Annotated in this window: 18 protein-coding genes; 8 read left to right on the top strand and 10 right to left on the bottom strand. The window is 58.4% G+C overall.

The genetic code is table 11. The features are described from left to right. The 4 genes from KYE_RS20815 to KYE_RS20800 all read right to left on the bottom strand — a co-directional run. On the bottom strand, positions 1 to 925 hold a 925-nt coding region (locus KYE_RS20815), incomplete at its 3' end, for a sensor histidine kinase (RefSeq protein ID WP_008177462.1). A 230-nt stretch (positions 926 to 1155) separates the two neighbouring features. Beyond that, positions 1156 to 2607: a sigma-54 dependent transcriptional regulator gene (locus tag KYE_RS20810; protein WP_008177460.1), complete on the bottom strand. Its 1452-nt coding sequence runs from the start codon at positions 2605 to 2607 to the stop codon at positions 1156 to 1158. Positions 2608 to 2677: 70 nt separating this feature from the next. Then, positions 2678 to 3007: a hypothetical protein gene (locus KYE_RS20805; RefSeq protein ID WP_008177459.1), complete on the bottom strand. Its 330-nt coding sequence runs from the start codon at positions 3005 to 3007 to the stop codon at positions 2678 to 2680. A gap of 17 nt (positions 3008 to 3024) precedes the next feature. Continuing rightward, positions 3025 to 4383, bottom strand: coding sequence for a DUF1329 domain-containing protein (locus KYE_RS20800; RefSeq protein WP_008177457.1), 1359 nt, complete (start codon positions 4381 to 4383; stop codon positions 3025 to 3027). A 223-nt stretch (positions 4384 to 4606) separates the two neighbouring features. Here KYE_RS20800 and KYE_RS20795 point away from each other — a divergent pair, with 223 nt between their 5' ends. Together KYE_RS20795 and KYE_RS20790 are read left to right on the top strand one after the other, a co-directional pair. Next, a complete protein-coding gene (locus tag KYE_RS20795) occupies positions 4607 to 5119 on the top strand; it encodes a DUF6586 family protein (RefSeq protein ID WP_008177455.1) in 513 nt (170 codons plus the stop codon). 51 nt (positions 5120 to 5170) lie between these two features. Then, a complete protein-coding gene (locus KYE_RS20790) occupies positions 5171 to 5431 on the top strand; it encodes a hypothetical protein (RefSeq protein WP_008177453.1) in 261 nt (86 codons plus the stop codon). 4 nt (positions 5432 to 5435) lie between these two features. On the opposite strand, the gene KYE_RS20785 is transcribed toward KYE_RS20790, so the two are convergent. Next, on the bottom strand, positions 5436 to 5927 hold the full coding sequence (locus KYE_RS20785) for a cell division inhibitor SulA (protein ID WP_008177450.1): 492 nt from the start codon (positions 5925 to 5927) through the stop codon (positions 5436 to 5438). A gap of 42 nt (positions 5928 to 5969) precedes the next feature. Next, positions 5970 to 6581, bottom strand: a complete 612-nt coding sequence (gene lexA, locus KYE_RS20780; protein ID WP_008177448.1) for a transcriptional repressor LexA — start codon at positions 6579 to 6581, stop codon at positions 5970 to 5972. Between the two features lie 215 nt (positions 6582 to 6796). On the opposite strand from lexA, the gene KYE_RS20775 reads away from it, so the two are divergent. Genes KYE_RS20775 through KYE_RS20765 form a run of 3 tightly spaced genes read left to right on the top strand, consistent with a single transcriptional unit; the run spans position 6797 to position 9261 of the window. After that, a complete protein-coding gene (locus tag KYE_RS20775; protein WP_008177446.1) occupies positions 6797 to 7798 on the top strand; it encodes an amidoligase family protein in 1002 nt (333 codons plus the stop codon). Further along, complete coding sequence (locus tag KYE_RS20770) at positions 7791 to 8525, top strand: gamma-glutamyl-gamma-aminobutyrate hydrolase family protein (protein ID WP_008177443.1); 735 nt, start codon at positions 7791 to 7793, stop codon at positions 8523 to 8525. The genes KYE_RS20775 and KYE_RS20770 overlap by 8 nt, the downstream gene beginning before the upstream one ends. 31 nt (positions 8526 to 8556) lie before the next feature. After that, positions 8557 to 9261: an SIMPL domain-containing protein gene (locus KYE_RS20765; RefSeq protein ID WP_008177442.1), complete on the top strand. Its 705-nt coding sequence runs from the start codon at positions 8557 to 8559 to the stop codon at positions 9259 to 9261. Between the two features lie 2 nt (positions 9262 to 9263). On the opposite strand, the gene KYE_RS20760 is transcribed toward KYE_RS20765, so the two are convergent. Continuing rightward, positions 9264 to 12947: a translocation/assembly module TamB domain-containing protein gene (locus KYE_RS20760; protein WP_008177440.1), complete on the bottom strand. Its 3684-nt coding sequence runs from the start codon at positions 12945 to 12947 to the stop codon at positions 9264 to 9266. Between the two features lie 74 nt (positions 12948 to 13021). After that, a complete protein-coding gene (locus KYE_RS20755; protein WP_008177438.1) occupies positions 13022 to 14671 on the bottom strand; it encodes an autotransporter assembly complex protein TamA in 1650 nt (549 codons plus the stop codon). 291 nt (positions 14672 to 14962) lie between these two features. Between KYE_RS20755 and KYE_RS20750 the strand changes: the two genes are divergently transcribed. The 3 genes from KYE_RS20750 (at position 14963) to KYE_RS20740 (ending at position 17873) form a co-directional block, all read left to right on the top strand. Beyond that, positions 14963 to 15970: a hypothetical protein gene (locus KYE_RS20750; protein WP_008177437.1), complete on the top strand. Its 1008-nt coding sequence runs from the start codon at positions 14963 to 14965 to the stop codon at positions 15968 to 15970. Positions 15971 to 16169: 199 nt separating this feature from the next. Next, complete coding sequence (locus tag KYE_RS22095; protein WP_039882193.1) at positions 16170 to 16505, top strand: hypothetical protein; 336 nt, start codon at positions 16170 to 16172, stop codon at positions 16503 to 16505. Positions 16506 to 16634: 129 nt separating this feature from the next. Further along, positions 16635 to 17873, top strand: coding sequence for an SAM-dependent methyltransferase (locus KYE_RS20740; protein WP_008177432.1), 1239 nt, complete (start codon positions 16635 to 16637; stop codon positions 17871 to 17873). Between the two features lie 66 nt (positions 17874 to 17939). Here the strand turns inward: KYE_RS20740 and KYE_RS20735 are convergent, their stop codons facing one another. After that, positions 17940 to 18446, bottom strand: coding sequence for a phosphoketolase (locus KYE_RS20735; protein ID WP_008177429.1), 507 nt, complete (start codon positions 18444 to 18446; stop codon positions 17940 to 17942). A 74-nt stretch (positions 18447 to 18520) separates the two neighbouring features. Beyond that, a complete protein-coding gene (locus KYE_RS20730) occupies positions 18521 to 19192 on the bottom strand; it encodes a DUF998 domain-containing protein (protein WP_008177427.1) in 672 nt (223 codons plus the stop codon). Positions 19193 to 19196: the final 4 nt, after the last annotated feature.

Below are 19196 nucleotides of genomic sequence, written 5' to 3'. Positions count from 1 at the left end.
CATCCCGATTACACATCAGCCGGCAGTCGCTGGAGATTTTGTTCTCGAGATTCACTGTCGCGCCCGGAGCCGGCTTCAGCCCCTCGACTGCCGATGCCAGTGCAGAGACCAGTTTGTCGGCAGATAACTCCTCGGCCAGCCGGGTTTCGCCCCGGGCGAAAATGAGCATATCCCGCACCTGCTGTTCCAGGTGGGTCAGGCGCGACATCAGGCGGGAAGCACAGCGCTGACGCATTTCTTCGTCCAGATCCTCCTGGCTCAGATGGCCACCGTAAAGAATGGCCGCGGACAGCGGGGTACGGATCTGGTGAGCGAGAGACGCAACCATCTTGCCCATGGCAGACAGACGCTGGGCGTGAGCCAGCTGCGCCTGAAGGTACCGGGTTTCGGTTAGGTCTGTCAGCAGGATTAACTGGCCGGGCTGGTTTTCCATGGTCCGGATCTCGATGCTGACCCTGCGACCATCCTTCAGAGATACTTCGTGGCCATCGTCCCGCCGGGGCGCAAAGCAGCGATGGATGACATCAACCCAGCGGGCACCGTCAAGGGGCTCCCCCAGAAGCGCAATAGCTGCCGGGTTGGTCTGCGTTACCACGCCCTGGCTATCCAGAACGACAACGCCGGCAGGCAGTGCGTTCAGCAAGGTGGACAGACGATCTGCCAGCTGCTCTTTTTCTTCAAGCTCCTGCTGACGCTGGAGCGATTCCTGGTTCAGCTCGCCGGAAAGCTGGTTGACCCGGGATTCGAGGGTCCGGTAGGAGTCAGTGATCTGCCGCGACATCCGGTTGAACAATTCCAGGGCGGTATCCACCGCCTCATCGTCCTGTTCCGGAAACAGGGCGGTAACCTTGTCATTGACGTCCGCCGCAGCGTTGGTCTTTGTGCCGCCCGCGCCGGACTGAAGAACAAATTGTGCCTGACTCATAACCTGACTCCCCGATCGGCCCGTCGGTTCGGACCTCATAGTTCGGATACTTCGTTTGCAGGTTTGTAAGCCAGCAACGTGCCAACTTGATTTTTTCTATATATTTCAAAGGCAAGGAGATTCTTGAAAGAGTAGAATGACAATTTTACGTCGGTCAGAAACGGAAACGGCGCCTCAGGTTACGAACCTTTGACGCCGTTCAGGGAGCTCTAAATTCCGGGCGATCCTGCTCAGGACTCCTCAGATTCCTCTTCCCGCAGCCCGTACTTTCGAACCTTCTCTACCAGAGTAGTGCGTCGGATCCGCAGCTTCTCGGCAGCCCTGGCCACAACGCCGCCGGCCTCGTCGAGCGCCTGCTGGATCAGCTGTTTCTCGAGGTTGGAGAGGTAATCCTTCAGGTCGATACCGTTCACCGGCAGCAATGCCGGGGCATCCAGGCCCACCAGGCCAGGAATACCGGAAGGCATACCCGTGTCCTCCACCGGGCGATTCTCATCATAGTCGTCAACGTAGCGGAACTTCTTGGGCAGCTCCTGCACGCCGATTACACCATAGGGATGCATGATCGACAGGCGTTCGACAAGATTCGCCAGTTCACGCACGTTACCGGGCCAGTCGTGCCTGCACAGACTCATGATGGCCGCGGAGTTCATCCGCAGCGAGCCACGCTTCTCCTTCTCCATCCGGGAAATAAGCTCGTTGATCAGCAAGGGAATATCTTCCACTCGCTCGCGAAGGGCCGGCATTTCGATGGGGAACACATTCAGGCGATAATAGAGATCTTCCCGGAAATCCCCGGACTCGATCATGTCTTCCAGATGCTTGTGAGTGGCGGCGATTACCCGCACATCGGCCGACTGGGTCCGATTGCTGCCCACCCGCTCGAAGGTACGCTCCTGCAGAACCCGGAGAATCTTGACCTGCATGTTGAGCGGCATGTCTCCGATCTCATCGAGAAACAGAGTGCCCCCCTCGGCCATCTCGAAGCGCCCTACCCGGGCCGTGATGGCTCCGGTAAAGGCCCCTTTTTCATGGCCGAACAGCTCGCTTTCCAGCAGCTCCGCCGGAATGGCACCACAGTTCACCGGAACAAATGGTTTATCACGACGGGAAGAATGGTAATGCAGGTTGCGGGCGACCACCTCCTTGCCGGTACCGGACTCACCGGTAATGAGAACGCTGACGTCCTTATCCGCCACCTGCTCCATCAGCTGGCGTACCTGCTGGACTTTTCGGCTGGTTCCCACAAGGCTCCGGAAGAGCTGCAAACCGCGCTGCTGGCCACGCTCCCGGGAGCGGGTGAACTGATCCCGATAGATCTGGGCCCGGTAGAGCGAATCAACGAACTTGGTGTAATTGAGCGGCCATTCCATGCGAGCAATGATGCGACCGCTGATCTCATCGGACAGTCCCTTGAGTTCAGGGTGACCAACAACCAGAAACGGTACGCCCTGAACGGCATCACACACAGCGGTGATCGCCTCGGTGGCTCCTGCCTCCTCGCCATTCACCACCGCGACTGCGATATCTGAAAGGCTTTCCTCATCACCACTGCTCAAAAGTGCCCTGGCTTCATCGCCGGCAAGGACCTGCTCCTCGCCAATGAACTCAAGAATGGTGACTATGTCCCGCAATCTTGAATCATCCTCGCTCAGCACCAGCACTTTGTTATTTTTAGACATTCAACCGAATCTCTTGGGGGATTTGTGCGGTATTTAAGACTGTAAGAACCCCAGAGTCAATTTTATGACGCTATTTTGGTCGATTCGAAGAAACGTTCTGGTAGGCCTTCGCCGCACTCCGGTTCCTGTTTACACCCTTCAGCCCATCTTCCGCCTCCTTGCGGGCCATTCGGGCCGATTCATCGGCGGCGTCAATAAACTGCTGTAGTTCCTGCAAGCGGAGCCTCACCGGCTCCGCATCAACCTCTCCCGCTTCCAGGGCAGCCATCAGCGGCTCGACTGCCGGCTTCACCTGCTCGTTCAGCCCCGCCATCGCGTCCCAGTCCTTTTCGGCCAGGGCGCGACCGAGATCCCCCATCAGTCTATCCAGGTGGTCCAGGTGAGCTTGCGGGTCTGCCATGTCAGTCTCCTTGGAAATCAGCGGCGAGCGGCACGACGGGCGGCGGAGGCAGTAAATTCGTTGCCACGGAACCCCGGGGCGAAATCGTACGCCGGGAATCCATTATCCAGCCCATCAACGTAATAACGCTCCGCCTTCAGGTCGTAAGTCATTTCCATGGTAGTCCAGAATACCGGCTCACTGTAATAGCTGATGTTGTGAGCTTCCGACACACGCCACAGATTCCCCTCTGCATCGTATTCCTCGGACGCGAGGATCTGCCAGCTGTCTTCATCCACGTAAAACACGCGGCGATCATAAATGTGGCTGATACCGGTACGGCGTTTCGCTTCGACGACCCAAACCCGATGCAGTTCGTAGCGGGTAAGCTGCTGATTGATATGGCCCGGACGAATCACATCGTCGGCTTCGATTTCTGGCCCGTGAAGCTTGTAGGCATTGTAGGGCACGAACAGCTCGCGCTTGCCTTTCAGCTCCCAGTCGTATTGGTTAGGCGCACCGTTGTACATGTCTTTCTGGTCGACGGACCGCAGCGAGGATGAATTCGGCAGGTCGGTTTCGTAGGCCAGGTTGGGCGACCGACGAAGACGACGGGAACCGGAATCATACCGCCACGCAAGACGCGGCGACCGCACCTGGTCAAGCGTTTCATGCACCAGCGTGATGGTGCCGGCCAGTGACGACGGCGAGACAGTGTCCGTCTTCAGGTAAAAAATCTTGTTATCGATTTCCGCCAGCTCCGCACCCCTCTGGCTGTATGCGAAGAAGTAGTCGTAATCATTGACCACCGGGTTGTAGGAGCCATCCCTCTGGGGCGTTGCAGAGGCACTACGCAGGGAAATTTCTTCGCCCCGATAGCGCAGGATATGGTTCCAGATAACCTCCAGACCATTTTTTGGAATCGGGAAGGGACTGGTCATGATGGTGTCGCGAACGCCGTTACCGTTGTCCAGCAACTGCGCTGTCAGCGCGTTCTCACGAAATTTGTCGTAGACGTGCTCGGGAAACGCAGCAGTCCGTCGGGTCTGGTAAACCGGCATGAAGAAGTCGGGCCCATACTTCTCCAGCATGGCAATGTGACCGTCTGAAAGCTTGTCCCTGTATAGCTCCAGGTTGTTGGAGGTAATAACGAAAAGAGCTTCATCTTCGGGAAACGGGTTAATTTCCACTTGCCCCTCACGCCAGCCGTCCGGCGGCGTGGCCAAACCTCCGGTCCATTCGGGTATGCTGCCTGAGCGGTTGCCCGCCTTTTCGGCTCCGACCGGGGTCAGTTCACCACCCAGCCGCTCGGCCTCGGCGGCCGTGACCTTGGACAGGGCCTGTCCGGAAAACCCGAGAAAAACCAGTGCGACACCTGCAACCAGTTGGCTTCGCATCCCTTATACCTCCAGAAATTCATGCTGTTGGGTAGCCGCCACGAGCAGAACTCGCACAGCCGGGCGCCTTTTTGCCAAATTCAAACGGTCGTTTCAAGTGAATGTTTGTGTTTTATTGTGAAACCTCACCGCACAGAGAATGGAAGAAATTTGATAGCGAAAATGATATAGTGACGAATTAATTTTCGGGGTTATACCCGCGCTGGGGGATTGAAGGTATTCCATGGCCTCGCAATGGCACTCACTGGTTTCTCAAAAGCTCTTTCTCGCCCGCACGCTGCTTCAGCCACTCGACCGGCCCACAGACGAGGCTCAGGAACAACGTCCCAACGAGGCGGAACAGGCGCTGCGCCGGGAGGCCGCTATTCAGGGGGCGATCGAGCTGCTTCTGCGGTCTCGAAAACTGTTGCTGGTCATGGTTGCGAGGCTATACCAGAGAAAATCAGAGGAGCCTTCAACCCTTGATGAGCTGGTCGCTCTTATCGGGCCAGAACCGAGTGAAGTTGGCCGCCTGAAGGAGCTGGAACAGCGATCCGGGAGTTGGTGGAACCATCTGGAGCAACTCGAGCGCGCCCAAAGCAGACCCCCGGCGACCAAAAAAACCGTGAGCGAAGAAAACATCATTGCGGTATCGGCCGATTCCGGCCCGGATCGATCGTCGGCTGCTTTGATGAAAACGCTGACCGCCGTCAAACATTTTGCCGACGATCTGGAAGAGCAGCACAGCGAGTGGTAAGCCACTCCCAGCTCCGGTTATTCAAATCGTATTAACTTGAAGGTTTATTGAATGTCACCATCGTTTTTTGAAATCGTGCAATTGACCAATGGCGATTACGCCCTGCGCCGCATTGATGATGACAGTGCGCCACTGGTAAAAATCTCTTTTTCGGAAGAAGCCCGGGAAATGATGGAAGATCGGGATATGTCGGTTGCCAAAGCAATGATTGCAGCTGGCATTGAGGCTGTAGGCAATGTTGCCCACGATATCGACTGGGAAGATGACGAACTGGACGCCTCAGACGCCCAGCCCTCCTACACTCTGCATTGATCGGTTAACGCTGCCTGAGAACGACGCCGTGGCTATTGCCCTCGGCCGAGGCTCTTTGCAGGGATTCGAAGGCAGTTCGCCCCAGTTTACGGGTCCACATGACCACCGCGTGACAGGTGCCGGCACTGAGGGCTCGCTCTGCCAGGTCCTGGGCAGGATAGTCCGGTGTTGAACGCAGCACCAGCAATTCGCCGGCGACAATCCCGTGCATTTTTTGCCACTTGCTGACCAGCGCCTGGGGCGGGTCGATCCAGGCCAGCCAGCGCTTCTCCTGATTCAGCTGGGTTAGCATTGGCAACAGCAGCTGGAAATTTTCTACCTGGCCTTCCGGCAGAATGATCTCAGTCACATTGCCACAGACTTTGGGTTCGGTGGTTTCCGGAGCGCGTCGGGCGCGAATGACGGAACGTCGCTCGCGGGCGGCGGTTGCCGACACTGAACAGGACAGAGCATTGGGGTTGTAGGCCAGATTCTGATTAAAGCTCATTTGTTCCATAATTCACCCGTTATTCAAACTATCTGAGGCTATCCGAACCGCTCAGTGCAGGTCAGAGCGGCGGATAACACCAACACCCAGACCCTCGATGAACAGCTCCTGTTCGGTCAGGTCCACTTCGATCGGTGCGAATTCTTCGTTTTCGGCAATCAGGTAGACTTTCGAGCCTTCCTTGCGGAAACGCTTTACCGTGACCTCATCGCCAACCCGGGCAACAACCACCTGGCCGTTGTGAACATCCTGGGTACTGTGAACTGCCAGCAGGTCGCCATCGAGAATACCGATGTCTTTCATGCTCATGCCCCGGACCCGCAGAAGATAATCTGCAGACGGCGAAAAGAATTCTGGCTGCAGTGTGCAGTGATCCTCGATGTGCTCCTGAGCAAGGATCGGACTACCGGCAGCGACCTGACCAATGACCGGGAGGCCCAGGTCCTCTTCCGCCTCAGGCAGACGGATGCCGCGGCTCGCTCCCGGCACCATCTCGATGGCACCTTTCCTTGCCAATGCCCGGAGATGTTCTTCCGCGGCGTTGGCCGAACGGAAGCCCAGTTCTGCCGCGATTTCAGCACGGGTTGGCGGATAGCCGGTCTCGTCGACGTATCGGCGAATAATATCCAGTACCTGGGACTGCCTTGCTGTCAGCTTCATCAAGCTACTCCGCTATATCGGGATCGGGCCGCTGCAAACATCGGCCTCTCGTAAGAGTGGCTCCGGTGGCCCTGTTTTTTTATACAGTAAACTGACTATATACAGTGTTTTATCCAGTGTAAAGTCGGCTCCCTGATTTTCTTGCATCCGCTTAATAATGAGGATCAACAGCGGTGTGATATGGTTAGGGCACTATTCCTCACGAACCAGGGAGCACCATGACTCAAGTCAGTGCCTGCAGGATGCCTGACATCCTAGAGACGAACGAAGGGAAGGAACGCCGGGTTGGCGTCGAGATCGAACTGTCTGGTCTGGGCTACGATGAGCTGGTTACATTGGCGGCGAAGATGCTGGAGGGCACTCCTGAGCTCAAGTCACGCTATGTGACAAACTTGCAGACATCTCTTGGCGACTTCACGGTTGAGCTTGATTCCGATCCGATCAAGGATCTTGATCTGGCGGATGAGCGCCTCCCCGAGTCCATTCGTGAACTCGGTGGACAGGCGATGGATGTGATCGACGCCGCGGCCGAACGCGTGGTACCCCTCGAGATCATAAGCCCACCTCTGAAGTTTTCCAGCGTCGAGGTGATTGAAACGCTCGTCGACAAACTCCGAAACGCCGGGGCACTGGGCAGCCGGGACGCCATCTATTTTGCGTTTGGCCTGCAGCTTAATCCTGAGTTGCCCGACCTCAGCCCGGAGACCCTGGTTCGTTATTTCCAAGCGTTCGCGGCCCTGTATGAATGGCTCAAGTACCGGCATCAACTGGACGTCAGCCGCAAATTCACCACCTACATCGAACCCTGGCACGGCCGCTACACAGAGCTCCTGATGGAGGATAACTATCATCCAAACCTCGGGGAGCTCATGGAGGATTACCTGGAGTTCAATCCTACCCGCAATCGCGCGCTTGACCTGCTTCCACTGTTTGCCCACCTGGACAAGGAACGGCTGGAACGCCATGTTCAGGATCCCCGGATAAAAAGCAGGCCAACCCTGCATTACCGGTTGCCGGATTGCGACATCGACAATCCCGGCTGGCATTTCTCAACCGTTTGGAACGACTGGGTCGTTCTGGAGCAACTGGCCAACAATCCCGACGACCTGGCCGATATACGGCAACTGTTCCGGGAGCGGCGTAAACTGAATCTTCACAACCTGACCCACAGCTGGCGGGAAACCACTGACGACTGGCTGGCCAAAAACGGGTATGTCTGAAGAGTCCAAAGAACAGGAACTTGAGGTTCCGGGCCTGACGATCGGCATCAGTGGTCCCGCTCGAAAAAGCCTTGCCCATCGGCTGATCAGTCTGGGCCTGCGCCTCCACGGTGCCCGGACCCACTATATTCGTCCGGGTTCACGGGTTGCCGTACCCATGCTTGATGGCCTGGTGCTGTCAGGCGGCACCCACGTCCATCCTGAACGTTATGGGCAGGAGCCACAGGTTACCGCCAATTATGACCGCAAGCGGGATAAAACCGATCAGTCACTGCTTGAGCAGGCTGAAGCCATTGGCATTCCCGTGCTCGGGATTTGCCGCGGCGCCCAGTTCATCAACGTTTTCCACGGTGGGTCCCTGTGCCAGAACGTGACACCGCTGAGGGTCAATACCCGGCATCGCCCGCTGCTCTTGCCCTTGCAAACCGTGCGACTGGTAACGCACAGCCGGCTTGAGCAAGCCATGCGCTCCCCGGTGATCGGCGCCAACCGGATTCACAGCCAGGCCATCAAGCGCCTGGGCCGAAACCTGCGCGTAACCGCCGTGGACAATGATCTGTTCGTACAGGCTATTGAAAGCACCGGACGCCAATGGCTAACGGGCATCCAATGGCACCCGGAATACTTGCTCTACCATGGCGGACACCGGCGCATCTTTGGCCAGTTCGTGGATGCTGCCCGCCGATACAAACTGGCGCGCCTGGAACCGGATTCCGACGACGCCTGATCCATCAACGGTTTCCAAAGGAGGCACTACCATGAACGGACGGAACCGAAAGATCCGTTTTAACCTGAAGTCCGGTTTTATTCTCCCTCTCGCGCTCACAGTACCTGCCCTGACAATGGCAGGTGAGGTTACGCTCACCGGCGAGGGCAGTGTCCGATACGAGCCCGACAGCGCCCGACTCCAGTTCACAGCCAGTGCCGAGCACGAGCTTCCCCAGAAGGCCACCGAACGGGTAGCGGCTCTGATGGCGCAGTGGCGCGAGGGTATTACCGAGTACCAGGATCAGCTCAATGATTACTCAGACGCGTCGGTAAACCTTTACACCCGAACTCTGCCCGCACCTGAAAGGGAGGAGCAGCCCCGCAAACAGGCCGTCGCCTCCCAGACCGTCAGCTTCAGCATCAGTGATCTTACCCTGCTCAATCCCCTGCTCCAGCAGGCCCAGGCTGTGGGCCTGGATTACCACCTCGGCCCTCACCAGTTCTTCCACTCGGATGAGACCGGTATGGAACAGGAAGCACTGGCCAGAGCCATCGCAGACGCCCAGGCCCGCTGCCGATTCGTGGCCAGTCAGCTCGACCAGACCTGTGGTGATGTGGTCACCATCAACATCAATGGCGGGCACCGCCCGGTACCAATGATGATGGCGGAGGCAAAATCCATGTCGGATACGGTCTCGAGCGTGGGTGAGCGGGAAATCCGGGCCTCAGTGAGCGCCACCTTCGAGCTGGACTGAACTCAGAAATCCCGGGTGTAGAAAATATCCAGGGAGGCCGCCAGCCCGCTGGCAGCCTCCAGATAGAAGTAGCGGCCCAGATCGTAGCGCAGAGCAACCGTGGTGATCGGCTCGAAGATGCCGACACCGTAGCGGACACTCAGCTCATCCGTCAGATACCCGCTCGCCACCACCGACGTCTGATCGCCGGAACCCTCCGCTTCCAGGGTGAGCTGGCGAATACCTAACTCTTCGCCAATTTGCCCAGTCACCTTGTTGGCCTGGGTCAGTCCCAGGGACAGCGCCGCCCGGCTCATCTGGCCCTCATCACCCCGGCTCTGGGGCGCCCGGCCAAGAATGACATAGGAAAGCGCCTCCGTCTGAGGCATGTCGGGGTTGGAGAATACTTCCGTCTGGGGCGACTGCACCGGGCCGGTCAGGCGAATACCGGCCACAACGGTATCCACGGTGCGGACGGCCTCGATGTCCAGATAGGGTTGGGTAAGGTTGCCCACGAACAACAGTCTTGCCCGCCTGAGCTTGAGCTCCTGACCATAGGCTTCATACTGGCCATTGACCAGTTGGAGCGTGCCACGGGTATCCATGTCATTGCCAATGCGAAGAGATCCCTCCAGATCACCGGTCACGCCGAAGGCGGCAAAATTCACCTGATCTTCTCCAACAACCACGGTCACATCCATATTCAGCGATCGGACAACGGGCTCTTCCCGCTCCACACCAACAATGACCTCATCCTCCGATACCGATACGGCCTGCTCCGGCAAACCCTGTATCTCTATGTCGCCTCTCGGCACTCCGACCTGTCCGGATACTTCCAGGGCTCCCTCACTGAAAACAATGGTCAGGTCCGGCTCCACCTCAAGCTGCGCATAAGGCTCCAGGTTGAATGGCACACGGCTGCCGGAAATGGTGATTTCGCCCCGGGGAGACTGTTGCCAGTCGATTACGCCATCCAAAATAGTCTGGCTTCGCGCATTGCTCCGGATCCTGCCACTGATCTCGGCCGAGTAGCCGGCGAACCGAACGCTGGCGATCATCTCCTCGATCGGTACCGGCAAGCGGGGATCGGAAACTCGTCCATTCACCAGGTGCAGTTCGCCGGTCACCGCCGGGTTCATCAGCGGGCCGGAGAGCAGGCCCTGGCCGTTCACCCGACCGGCAACTTCGTCCAGTCCGGAAAGCAATCCTGCAAGGGCAATATCCAGACCCTCGAGACTGAAGGAACCCTCAACGCTACGGTCGTCCGAGTTCGGATCCAGGTTCATATCCAGCGTGAAATCGCCAAGCTCGGGTCCGGAAAGACGGACCGCAAGGTCGGCTTGTCTCGGCTTCAGGCCGACCTCGGTTGTCAGGGTATTGTAGGCGAGTGACTCCCACTCGCCGTCCACCAGCAACTGGAATTGTCCTTCACCGGCGTCCAGGAAAACGCGTCCGTCCGGGCCGTCGTCGGTTGTGGTGAAATCAACCTCTCCGTTGATCCAACCGTCCCAGCGTAACGTCTCTGGCAGCAAGGGAGCGAGGGCAACGGTTGGGAAGCGGTCGATACGATAGGCAATGCGGGGAACCGGGAGCAGTGTCTGGTCCTCGGCACAAACCGTACTCTCCTCCCAGCGCCAGCAATGATTGCCAAATGTGAGCTCACCATCGGCTTTGTATGCCAGGGTCGCCGGGGCCTGAAGCCGCCATTGCTGGGACTGTTCCGGAAGGTCAATCAGGCCGCGGGACAGCTCTCCCTGCCAGGTTCTCCAGTCAGCGCCGGCCTCTCCTGCGAAAACCAGCTCAAGGTCAGCCTCGGCATGACGTGCACCGATGCTCACGGTGTGCTTTCCCTGGGTGCCATTGGCTTCCAGAGTGAGCGTTTCAAGCTCTTGCCCGAACCCGTTGAGGTTCTCCGCCTGCAAACGGCTGACAAGGCGCATGCCGTCCTGCAGATCGGCCTCAAGACTGAGGGTTTCAATGGCGAGCTTATCCTGCCAGCCCAGGTTTTTGCCACTTGCACTCAGCTCGCCCCTCGGGCGCTCTGGTGTTCCCTCCGCCGTCAGAGTGGCTTGCAGATTCCCCGTCAGGCCAGGCAGGACAATTTCCGGCGCGGGCAGGTTCAGAGCCAGATCACCACGCAGAACGTCGCCCCAGGTACCGCTACCCTCAATACGGTTGTCACCCACCAACAACTGCAGGTCGGATAGCTCCCAACTGCCTGATGAGGTATCTAGCCGTCCCTGCAGAGACGCGGGATTGGAACGCCAGTCGCCCTCAAGATCCCATCCGGCATTCATGGCAGGTACCGGTCCATCCCCGAGTTGTCCCTCGGTCGTCACATCACCGCTGAGACTGGCTTCCAGTACAGGTACCCAATAACCGGGATTGAAGTCCTTCAGGCGCAAGGCCGCCTGCCAGGAAAGCGGCCCGGAAAAGTTCACCGAGCCGTTGCCGGTAAGAGACCCGGCGCCTGTGCTGACGGTCAGGTTGGTCAGTGTGGTCTGCCCGGCATCGCCATCCACCGTGGTGGTCAGTTCCGCGTTGCCCTGGGGACCCTCGACACCGGCTTGAAGCTCTGCATGGTAGTTCCCCTCACGCCAGGACACGGTGCCATCCAGGGAACGAAGGGTTACCACTGGCGGCTCAAAGCCCGGGATCAGCGTATACCAGGGAAATCCGCGCAAACGGATGTCGGCACTGGCTTCGAGGCCCTCGCTCCAGGAGACATTGCCATTGGCCACCACAGTGTCTTGCCCTGCACCATTCTCCTTGTCTGCGGCCAACTCGATCCGGATGTTCTCCGCCGCACGAGTCGTCGCCAGGCCCTCCAGCGTCAGCCGTACCGGGCCTGTCGTGCCCGGAAGCGTAGCTTGCCCCCGGGTGCGAAACCCCTGCTGAAGGCTACCCCTGGCGTCCACAGACCAATCATTGAGCACAAGGGTCTCCGGCAGCGCCTGCGCTGCGCGGAACTGATCCGAGGTTAGCCTCAACTGTGCCGGCAGGGCCGGATCGAGCGGCTCGACTTCCCCCGAGAGTTCAGCATCCAGGTAGCCACGACTGGATGCAGCGACCATCAGGTCCCGAACGCTGCCGGAGAGCCGGGCGTCGAGAAGCCACTCGTCTCCATAAGGCGGCGGGATATCCGCTTTGACTTCCAGATTGACAGGCCAGTCCCGGCGGGTTTCTATCCGGCCAGCGGCGGACACCGTGTACTCACCCAGCTGATACCAGGCGCGCTTTATGTTCCAGGCGGCGCCCGACCCTCCGGCGTCCAGCTCAAACCGGTCCCAGACTTTGTTGCCGTTGAAGGTAAAAGGCCCGAGCCGGACGCCACTGATATTCAGCGCCAGCGGCAGGTCCACGCCCGGCAGTGTAATGGGGCTCCCGCCTTCGGCTTTGTCCGTCGGAGGCAATTGCGAGACTTCGAGCGTCTCTGCTTCCAGATTCTCTATACAGAGCTGTTTTCGGAACAGACAGGAAGGGGACCAGTCCACGAGTGGCGACTCAACGACCACTTCGACCCCGTAACCACGCCATTTCAGGTGGTCGGCTTGCCACCGACCAAACAGAGATCCCCGGTCATTTTCCACCTGAAGCCCTGGCACCTGTTCTATAACCCAGGCGGTTCCCGTCTCAGAGCGCAGGGCCAGCAAAACAGCGGCCACCACAAGGACAGGCACGAGAATCAATACCGCCAGCCCTACCAACAGCCAAAACCGGAGGCGGCGCGGGCGTGCCGATGGCTTGTGCGGCCTGTCTTCCGAAGTTTCCGGTGTCCTCGTCACAGCTCAGGCCCCATGGAAAAGTGAATGCGCCAATCCCCGCCAAATTCACGATCCAACCCTTTGGCGATGTCCAGCCTCAACGGCCCGACCGGGCTGATCCAGCGTATGCCGACACCAGCGCCGGTGGCCAGCGGGTCGCTCGGATTGTTGATCGCGTTGCCGTGGTCGACGAACATGGCGGCACGCCATTTGTCCGCAAACTGATACTGATACTCGGCACTGCCAACCATCAGGAAGCGTCCGCCCACCGGCACGCCGTTATCATTCTCTGGCGACAGGGTTTCATAGCCATACCCTCGCACACTCTGGTCACCGCCAGCGAAGAAACGCAGGGATGGAGGCACATCTTCAAACCGGTTGGTTGCCACAGCCCCCGCCTGCAGACGACCCAGAAACCGGTGCTTGTCCGCCAGCGTAAACAGCCCCTTGACCAGTGCGTTTACATGAAGGATATCCACATCGGACAGCGCCGCCCGATGCGAACCGGTAACATCGAACTGCAGGCGATAGCCCCGGGATGGGTCCAGTGGCGAGTCCGTGTGTATTTTCGAGTATCCCGCACCGGGCAGCAGGAGTGTGCTTGTGCCTTTCTCGTCATTGCCGATGTTAAAGCGCTCACCTTCCCAACGCAGCGACAATATCTGTAGCCAGCCGTTATCCAACTGATGCTGCCACTGCTGCCCCAGGCTCAGAAGTTCCGATTCCACATTCTCGATGTCCTCGCGCTGGTAACCGGCGCTCAGGCGGATCAGGTCGGTCATGGGCGGATCCAGGGGCAGCTCGTACCAGGTACTCAGGTTCTGCCTGGGTACCGAGAGTTCTGTCTCGGCGCCCCGCTTGTGCCCCATGGGATTGATCCAGTGTTCCCGCCAGTTTCCACGGAACCTGGGTCCGACATCGGTCGAAAACCCCACGCCCGCCGCCACAGAGCGGGCCTCGCGCCGGGTGAGATCAACGCGGACCGGAATCACGCCGTCCTCGGCACTACCCGGTGAGGCATCGATATCAACACTGCTGAAATAGCCGCTGTTCAGGAGATCCCGGTTGAGCCTTGCTACTTCATCAGCATGGAAGGGTATACCTGGCTCGAAAGAAACGAACTGCTCCAGTAGACCGATCTCGAACCAGTGTCCCTCGGCAAAGGTTACCTCTCCGAGCCGGTACCTTTCGCCGCTATCATAGATAAGCGTAACCGCAGCGCTTCGGGTTGCCGGATCCACTTCCAGGGTACGGGTAACAAATGTGCCGTCGAAATAGCCACGCCGTCGGGCACGGGTCTGGATGGTGTCTCGCAGGCTGGCATATTGACCGTGGTTGAGAATGTCGCCTTCCGCCGGGTGCTCTGGCAGATCGGCGTTAAACCGTTCATCTGACGCAGCTGCCCCCCTGATCTCCACGGTCCGGGACGTAACTCGCACCGGCTCCCCCGGTGTAATGGACAGAACGAGCGTTGCCGTTGTGTCGGAACCACCCTCTTCAATCCGCCAATCAATCAACGGGCTGTAATACCCGAGCGCCCGCAATGCCTCCTCGGCCTGACCAACGGCCGTGGGGGCATAACGCCTGAGATTACTGGCACTGCGGCCTTCAACCTCCCCGATAAACGCCTGGGCATTTGATTTCAGATCCGGGTAGTCTCCCTCCATGTTCACGACGACCTGTTGCGCGCAAACCCACGACGGCAGCCAGCAGAGCAACAAGATCAAAAGCCGGACCCGGCCCGAATTCACGACTTGATAGATTGATAGCATCCGGCTATTTCAGTGTTGGTGGTAACAAGAAGGATTTCCGTTCAAGCGTGGGAGTTTAATGGCAGACGGTCAAGTTAATCCATGGTTGGCCTTTCGGACTGCCTTGAGCGGCTCAAGGGCGAGTCGTTTGTGGCGTTGAAATAAGCTAACCTGTCAGATACTTAGCAACAGACCGGACCCTGGCGAATGCTGAAGATAAATCGAGAAAACCTGAAATCCAGCCACCAGCTTGTCTGGTTCATCATTGATTTCCTGATGCTGGGCCTGCTGATCATCAACCTGGCGTTCATCATCTGGGACTCGATCTATAACTTTGTAGCCGTTCAGAATCTGCTGAAAGAGCATGCTCCGGCCATACAGTCGGCCTACCACCCCATCCATGAACGCTTCATCTTTTACGATCTGATCTTCGTCAGCATATTCCTGACCGAGTTCTTCGTCCGCTGGGGTTACGCCATCAAGGCAAAAATCTACGACCGCTGGTACTTCTACCCGTTTATTCACTGGTATGACCTGGTGGGCTGTATTCCGGTGGGAAGCCTGCGTTTCCTCCGTATCCTCCGTGTGATCTCCATCATCTATCGACTGCACCAGTACAAGATCATTGACGTTACGAACACCAAGATCTACCGCTTCGTAAATTTCTATTACGAAGCCTTTATGGAAGAGCTCTCTGATCGCATTGTGCTGAAGGTGCTGAGCGGCGTGCAGCAGGAGGTCAAACTGGGCTCTCCGCTGTTTGACAAGATCCAGAAGGACATTCTCTATCCCCGACGGGACATGCTCTCCGACTGGATTTCCAAACGGGTTGCCGAGGCGGCCCAGGAAGGCTACGTACCCAATCGCGGAGCCCTCAGGAGCTACCTGGAAGACACAGTGGATAATGCCCTCAAACAGAACCTGGAACTGTCACGACTGAAATATCTTCCGGTGGTGGGCCCCACCATTCAGGAAACCCTGGAAGAAGCGGTCGGCGACATCGTTGCCCATGTCATCCACCAGATCCTCGAAGACCTGGCTTCAGCCTCCAATCACGCCTTCATTGAAGACATCGTGAATGTTTTCCTGCCGACACCCGGTGAAGTGAAAGCCGACGAAGCCCAGAACGAGGCCTTGATTAACCTGATTATCGAAATCATCGACGCAGTCAAGGACCAGGTGAACGTAAAACACTGGCGATCAGAGCTGCCGTGACTCGCTGGCGACAGGCCTTAAGACCAACAAAAAAAGAGAACATCCATGGATGTACAAGACACCCCGACTCATTATCAGCCGGCCCATGAGCTCCTGAAACAACTGGAGGCCGGCACCCTGACCAGCGAGGCACTGATTACCGCCTTACTGGAAAGAATCCGGGACCAGAACCCTGCCATCAACGCGATTGTGGCGCTGGATGAACACAGCGCACTGGCCAGCGCCCGCGAAGCGGATAAGCAACGCGCGCTCGCTGGTTTCCTTCCGCGGCCACATCCCCGGCCCGCCCGGCACCCAGTCCCGACCGGATCTGGTCGAGGGCGGCCCCATGGCCCGCAATGCCCGGGTCGGTTTATGGCTGGAGGATCCGCTGTGCCCGGTGGAGCATGAGCTCACCGGGGGTTATCGCACCCTGGGCAACTCCCTGGCCGACAGGGGCGCCCTGGTGAACCTGGATATCGATCCGGGCCGAAGTAAGCCAAGATCATCCGGAAATACAGGAGTACGTCCGGATGGCCGGAAAAGACTTCCATAGTTCCGGTAACTCCTGCAAGCGTCCCAGTTTCCGATAAGGTTTGACGAACAGCAGTTGCCTAATAAATGATAGTCCACCTACTTTTTAACCCACTGAAACTTGCTGGGAACAGCGTAAGGATGGAAAGGCATGAGCAGGGAATCCTTGCCGGAAGGCGGGCACCTGGGGTCCCGGGAAAAGCCAACGGGAAAGACGAGCGCAATTCACCGTAATCTTTTCCTGCAGGCGCTGAAATCTCTTCAGTTCGGTTCGTTATCGCTTACATGGCCGGATGGAAAGACGACCCGCCATGAAGGAAAACAAGACGGTGTGCATGCGGAAATGGCATTGCTGCAGTGGGATGTCATCGATCACCTGATCACCCACGGTGACGTGGGATTGGGCGAAGACTACATGGCAGGCAAATGGTCCACACCCGACTTGCTTGCCCTGATGCGCCTCGCCGCAGGCAATATCGTTGTTTTTGATCGGGTTTTGCACACCAGCGTATGGCTCAGGTTATGGCACTGGTGCAGGCACCGGTTGTCTTCCAATACACTGAAACGCAGCCGTAAGAACGTCCAGGAGCACTATGATTTAGGCAACGACTTTTATCAGCTCTGGCTGGACCGGAGCATGACATACTCCTGCGCCCTGTTTGACGGCAATACGTCCCTCTCGCTTTACGAGGCCCAGAAAGCGAAATATGAACGCATCCTTCAGCGACTGGCACCGGAACCGGGAAGCCGCATTCTGGAAATAGGCTGTGGCTGGGGTGGTTTCATGGAAATCGCAGCCACACACGGATGCCATGTGACCGGTGCGACCCTGTCCGGCGAACAGGCGGATTATGCCCGCCAGCGACTCGAGTCCGCCGGACTGGCGGAAAATGCCGAGGTTCGTTTACAGGACTACCGGGAGCTGTCCGGCCCCTTTGATTACCTGGTATCAATCGGGATGTTTGAGCACGTTGGCGAATCGTACTGGCCCGCCTACATGAGGGATGTGCACGACTACCTGAGACCTGGCGGCAAGGCAATGATACAGACCATTACCATTGCCGAGGAGCGATTTGAGCGATATCGCTCCGGCAACGACTTTTTGAGGGAACATATTTTCCCCGGTGGTATGCTGCCTTCCAGAAAGCGTTTTGAAGCTGTTGCCGCCGATAGCGGCCTGGTGGTGAACGATGTGTTCGAATTCGGGCAGGATTACGCCATTACGCTGGAAAAGTGGCTGGCGAACGTCGACGAACAGATACCGGCGATACGGGCGCTCGGGTACAGCGAGATGTTCGTGCGAAAGTGGCGGTTTTACCTGGCCAGCTGTGCCGGTATGTTTCGCGCCGGAGGTATCAATGTGATGCAGGTGGAGTTAAGCCGGGAGTAGCGACCCGGCTTTTCCGCAGCGACGAGCGTTATTGGCTGCAGGCATGGGAGCCTGTAGCCATGGGAATTATTCTTGACTTCGGGTGGGGTCCGCGGTTGCCCCCCAGCGCCATTGGGTAATCTCCGGCATATCCACGCCGTGCTCGATGATGTGATGCCGATGCTCGATCAGCCGGTCACGCAGCCATTGCTTGAGATAGGCGGCCCGTGACCCCAGTTGCGGAACCCGATCAATGACATCCGCCACCAGGTGGAAACGGTCCATGTCATTGCGCACCACCATGTCGAACGGCGTGGTGGTGCCTTCCTCCTTGTAGCCACGCACGTGGAGGTTCTTGTGATTGGTGCGCCGGTAGGTCAGGCGATGGATCAGCCAGGGATACCCGTGATAGGCGAAGATGATCGGTTTATCGGTCGTGAACAGGGTGTCGAAGTCCTTGTGTGACAGCCCGTTCGGGTGTTCCGCCTGGTCCTGCAGGGTCATGAGATCCACCACGTTGATCACACGCACCCTGAGCTCGGGCAGGTGGCGGCGCAGAATATCCACCGCCGCCAGGATCTCCAGAGTCGGCACGTCGCCGGCGGGCTCGGCCCGGCACTGGCTTGTTCGGTTTGTATAGGTTTTTCAAGATCAGGTCCTCCACAAAGTCAGGGATAGGAGTGCTTCAGGTCAGGCTCAGGTTTCTGTTGCGGCCGGATGACCTGCAGGCAAGCCCAAACTTCCCAGACCAGGAAAACCGCCAGCGCGACACGCTCCGCCAGGCCCGGCGCGATATCCAGTTGAATGGCGATCACGAACGCCGTCACCGCCGTCGCCGCGATCGCCGACAGCACCAGCGAGGCGGCGCGCTGGCGGCGCCAGTCGAGCTGACGGCGAAAGGCCGCTGAAAACACGAACAGCGCGGCGAGTTCCAGTGCAAACGCCAGGCTGGCTGCCCCCCGGTGTATCTGCCCGGGCAGGTTCGGCGCCTGGCCGGGTGCCTCGATGGGAAACAACGCCGCCAGCAGGATACCGACCGCGGCCAGGCCGAACAGCAGTACCGACCAGGTCCGCAGCGGCCCCGGGCGCAGCGCGCCGCGCAGGGCCAGGGTCAGCGCCAGGTTACCCCAGCCATGCACGAAGGCGCCAACCATGAACAGCCAGCCAAACGGCTGGTTAGCCAGGTCGCTGACATAATCGCTGGTCCAGTCGACCCCGCTGCCGGTCAGGTGCAGGGCGATAATTGCCGCCCCGAACACCGCAACCCCCGCCAGCCCCAGCAGCGCAAGCCTGCGCACCGGCCATGAAAACCTGTGTTCCCTGGTCATACGTGCTTTCATCTCT

This window comes from Marinobacter manganoxydans MnI7-9 (assembly GCF_000235625.1).
Classification (GTDB): Bacteria; Pseudomonadota; Gammaproteobacteria; order Pseudomonadales; family Oleiphilaceae; genus Marinobacter; species Marinobacter manganoxydans.
This window is presented reverse-complemented; position numbering and strand designations above follow the sequence as displayed.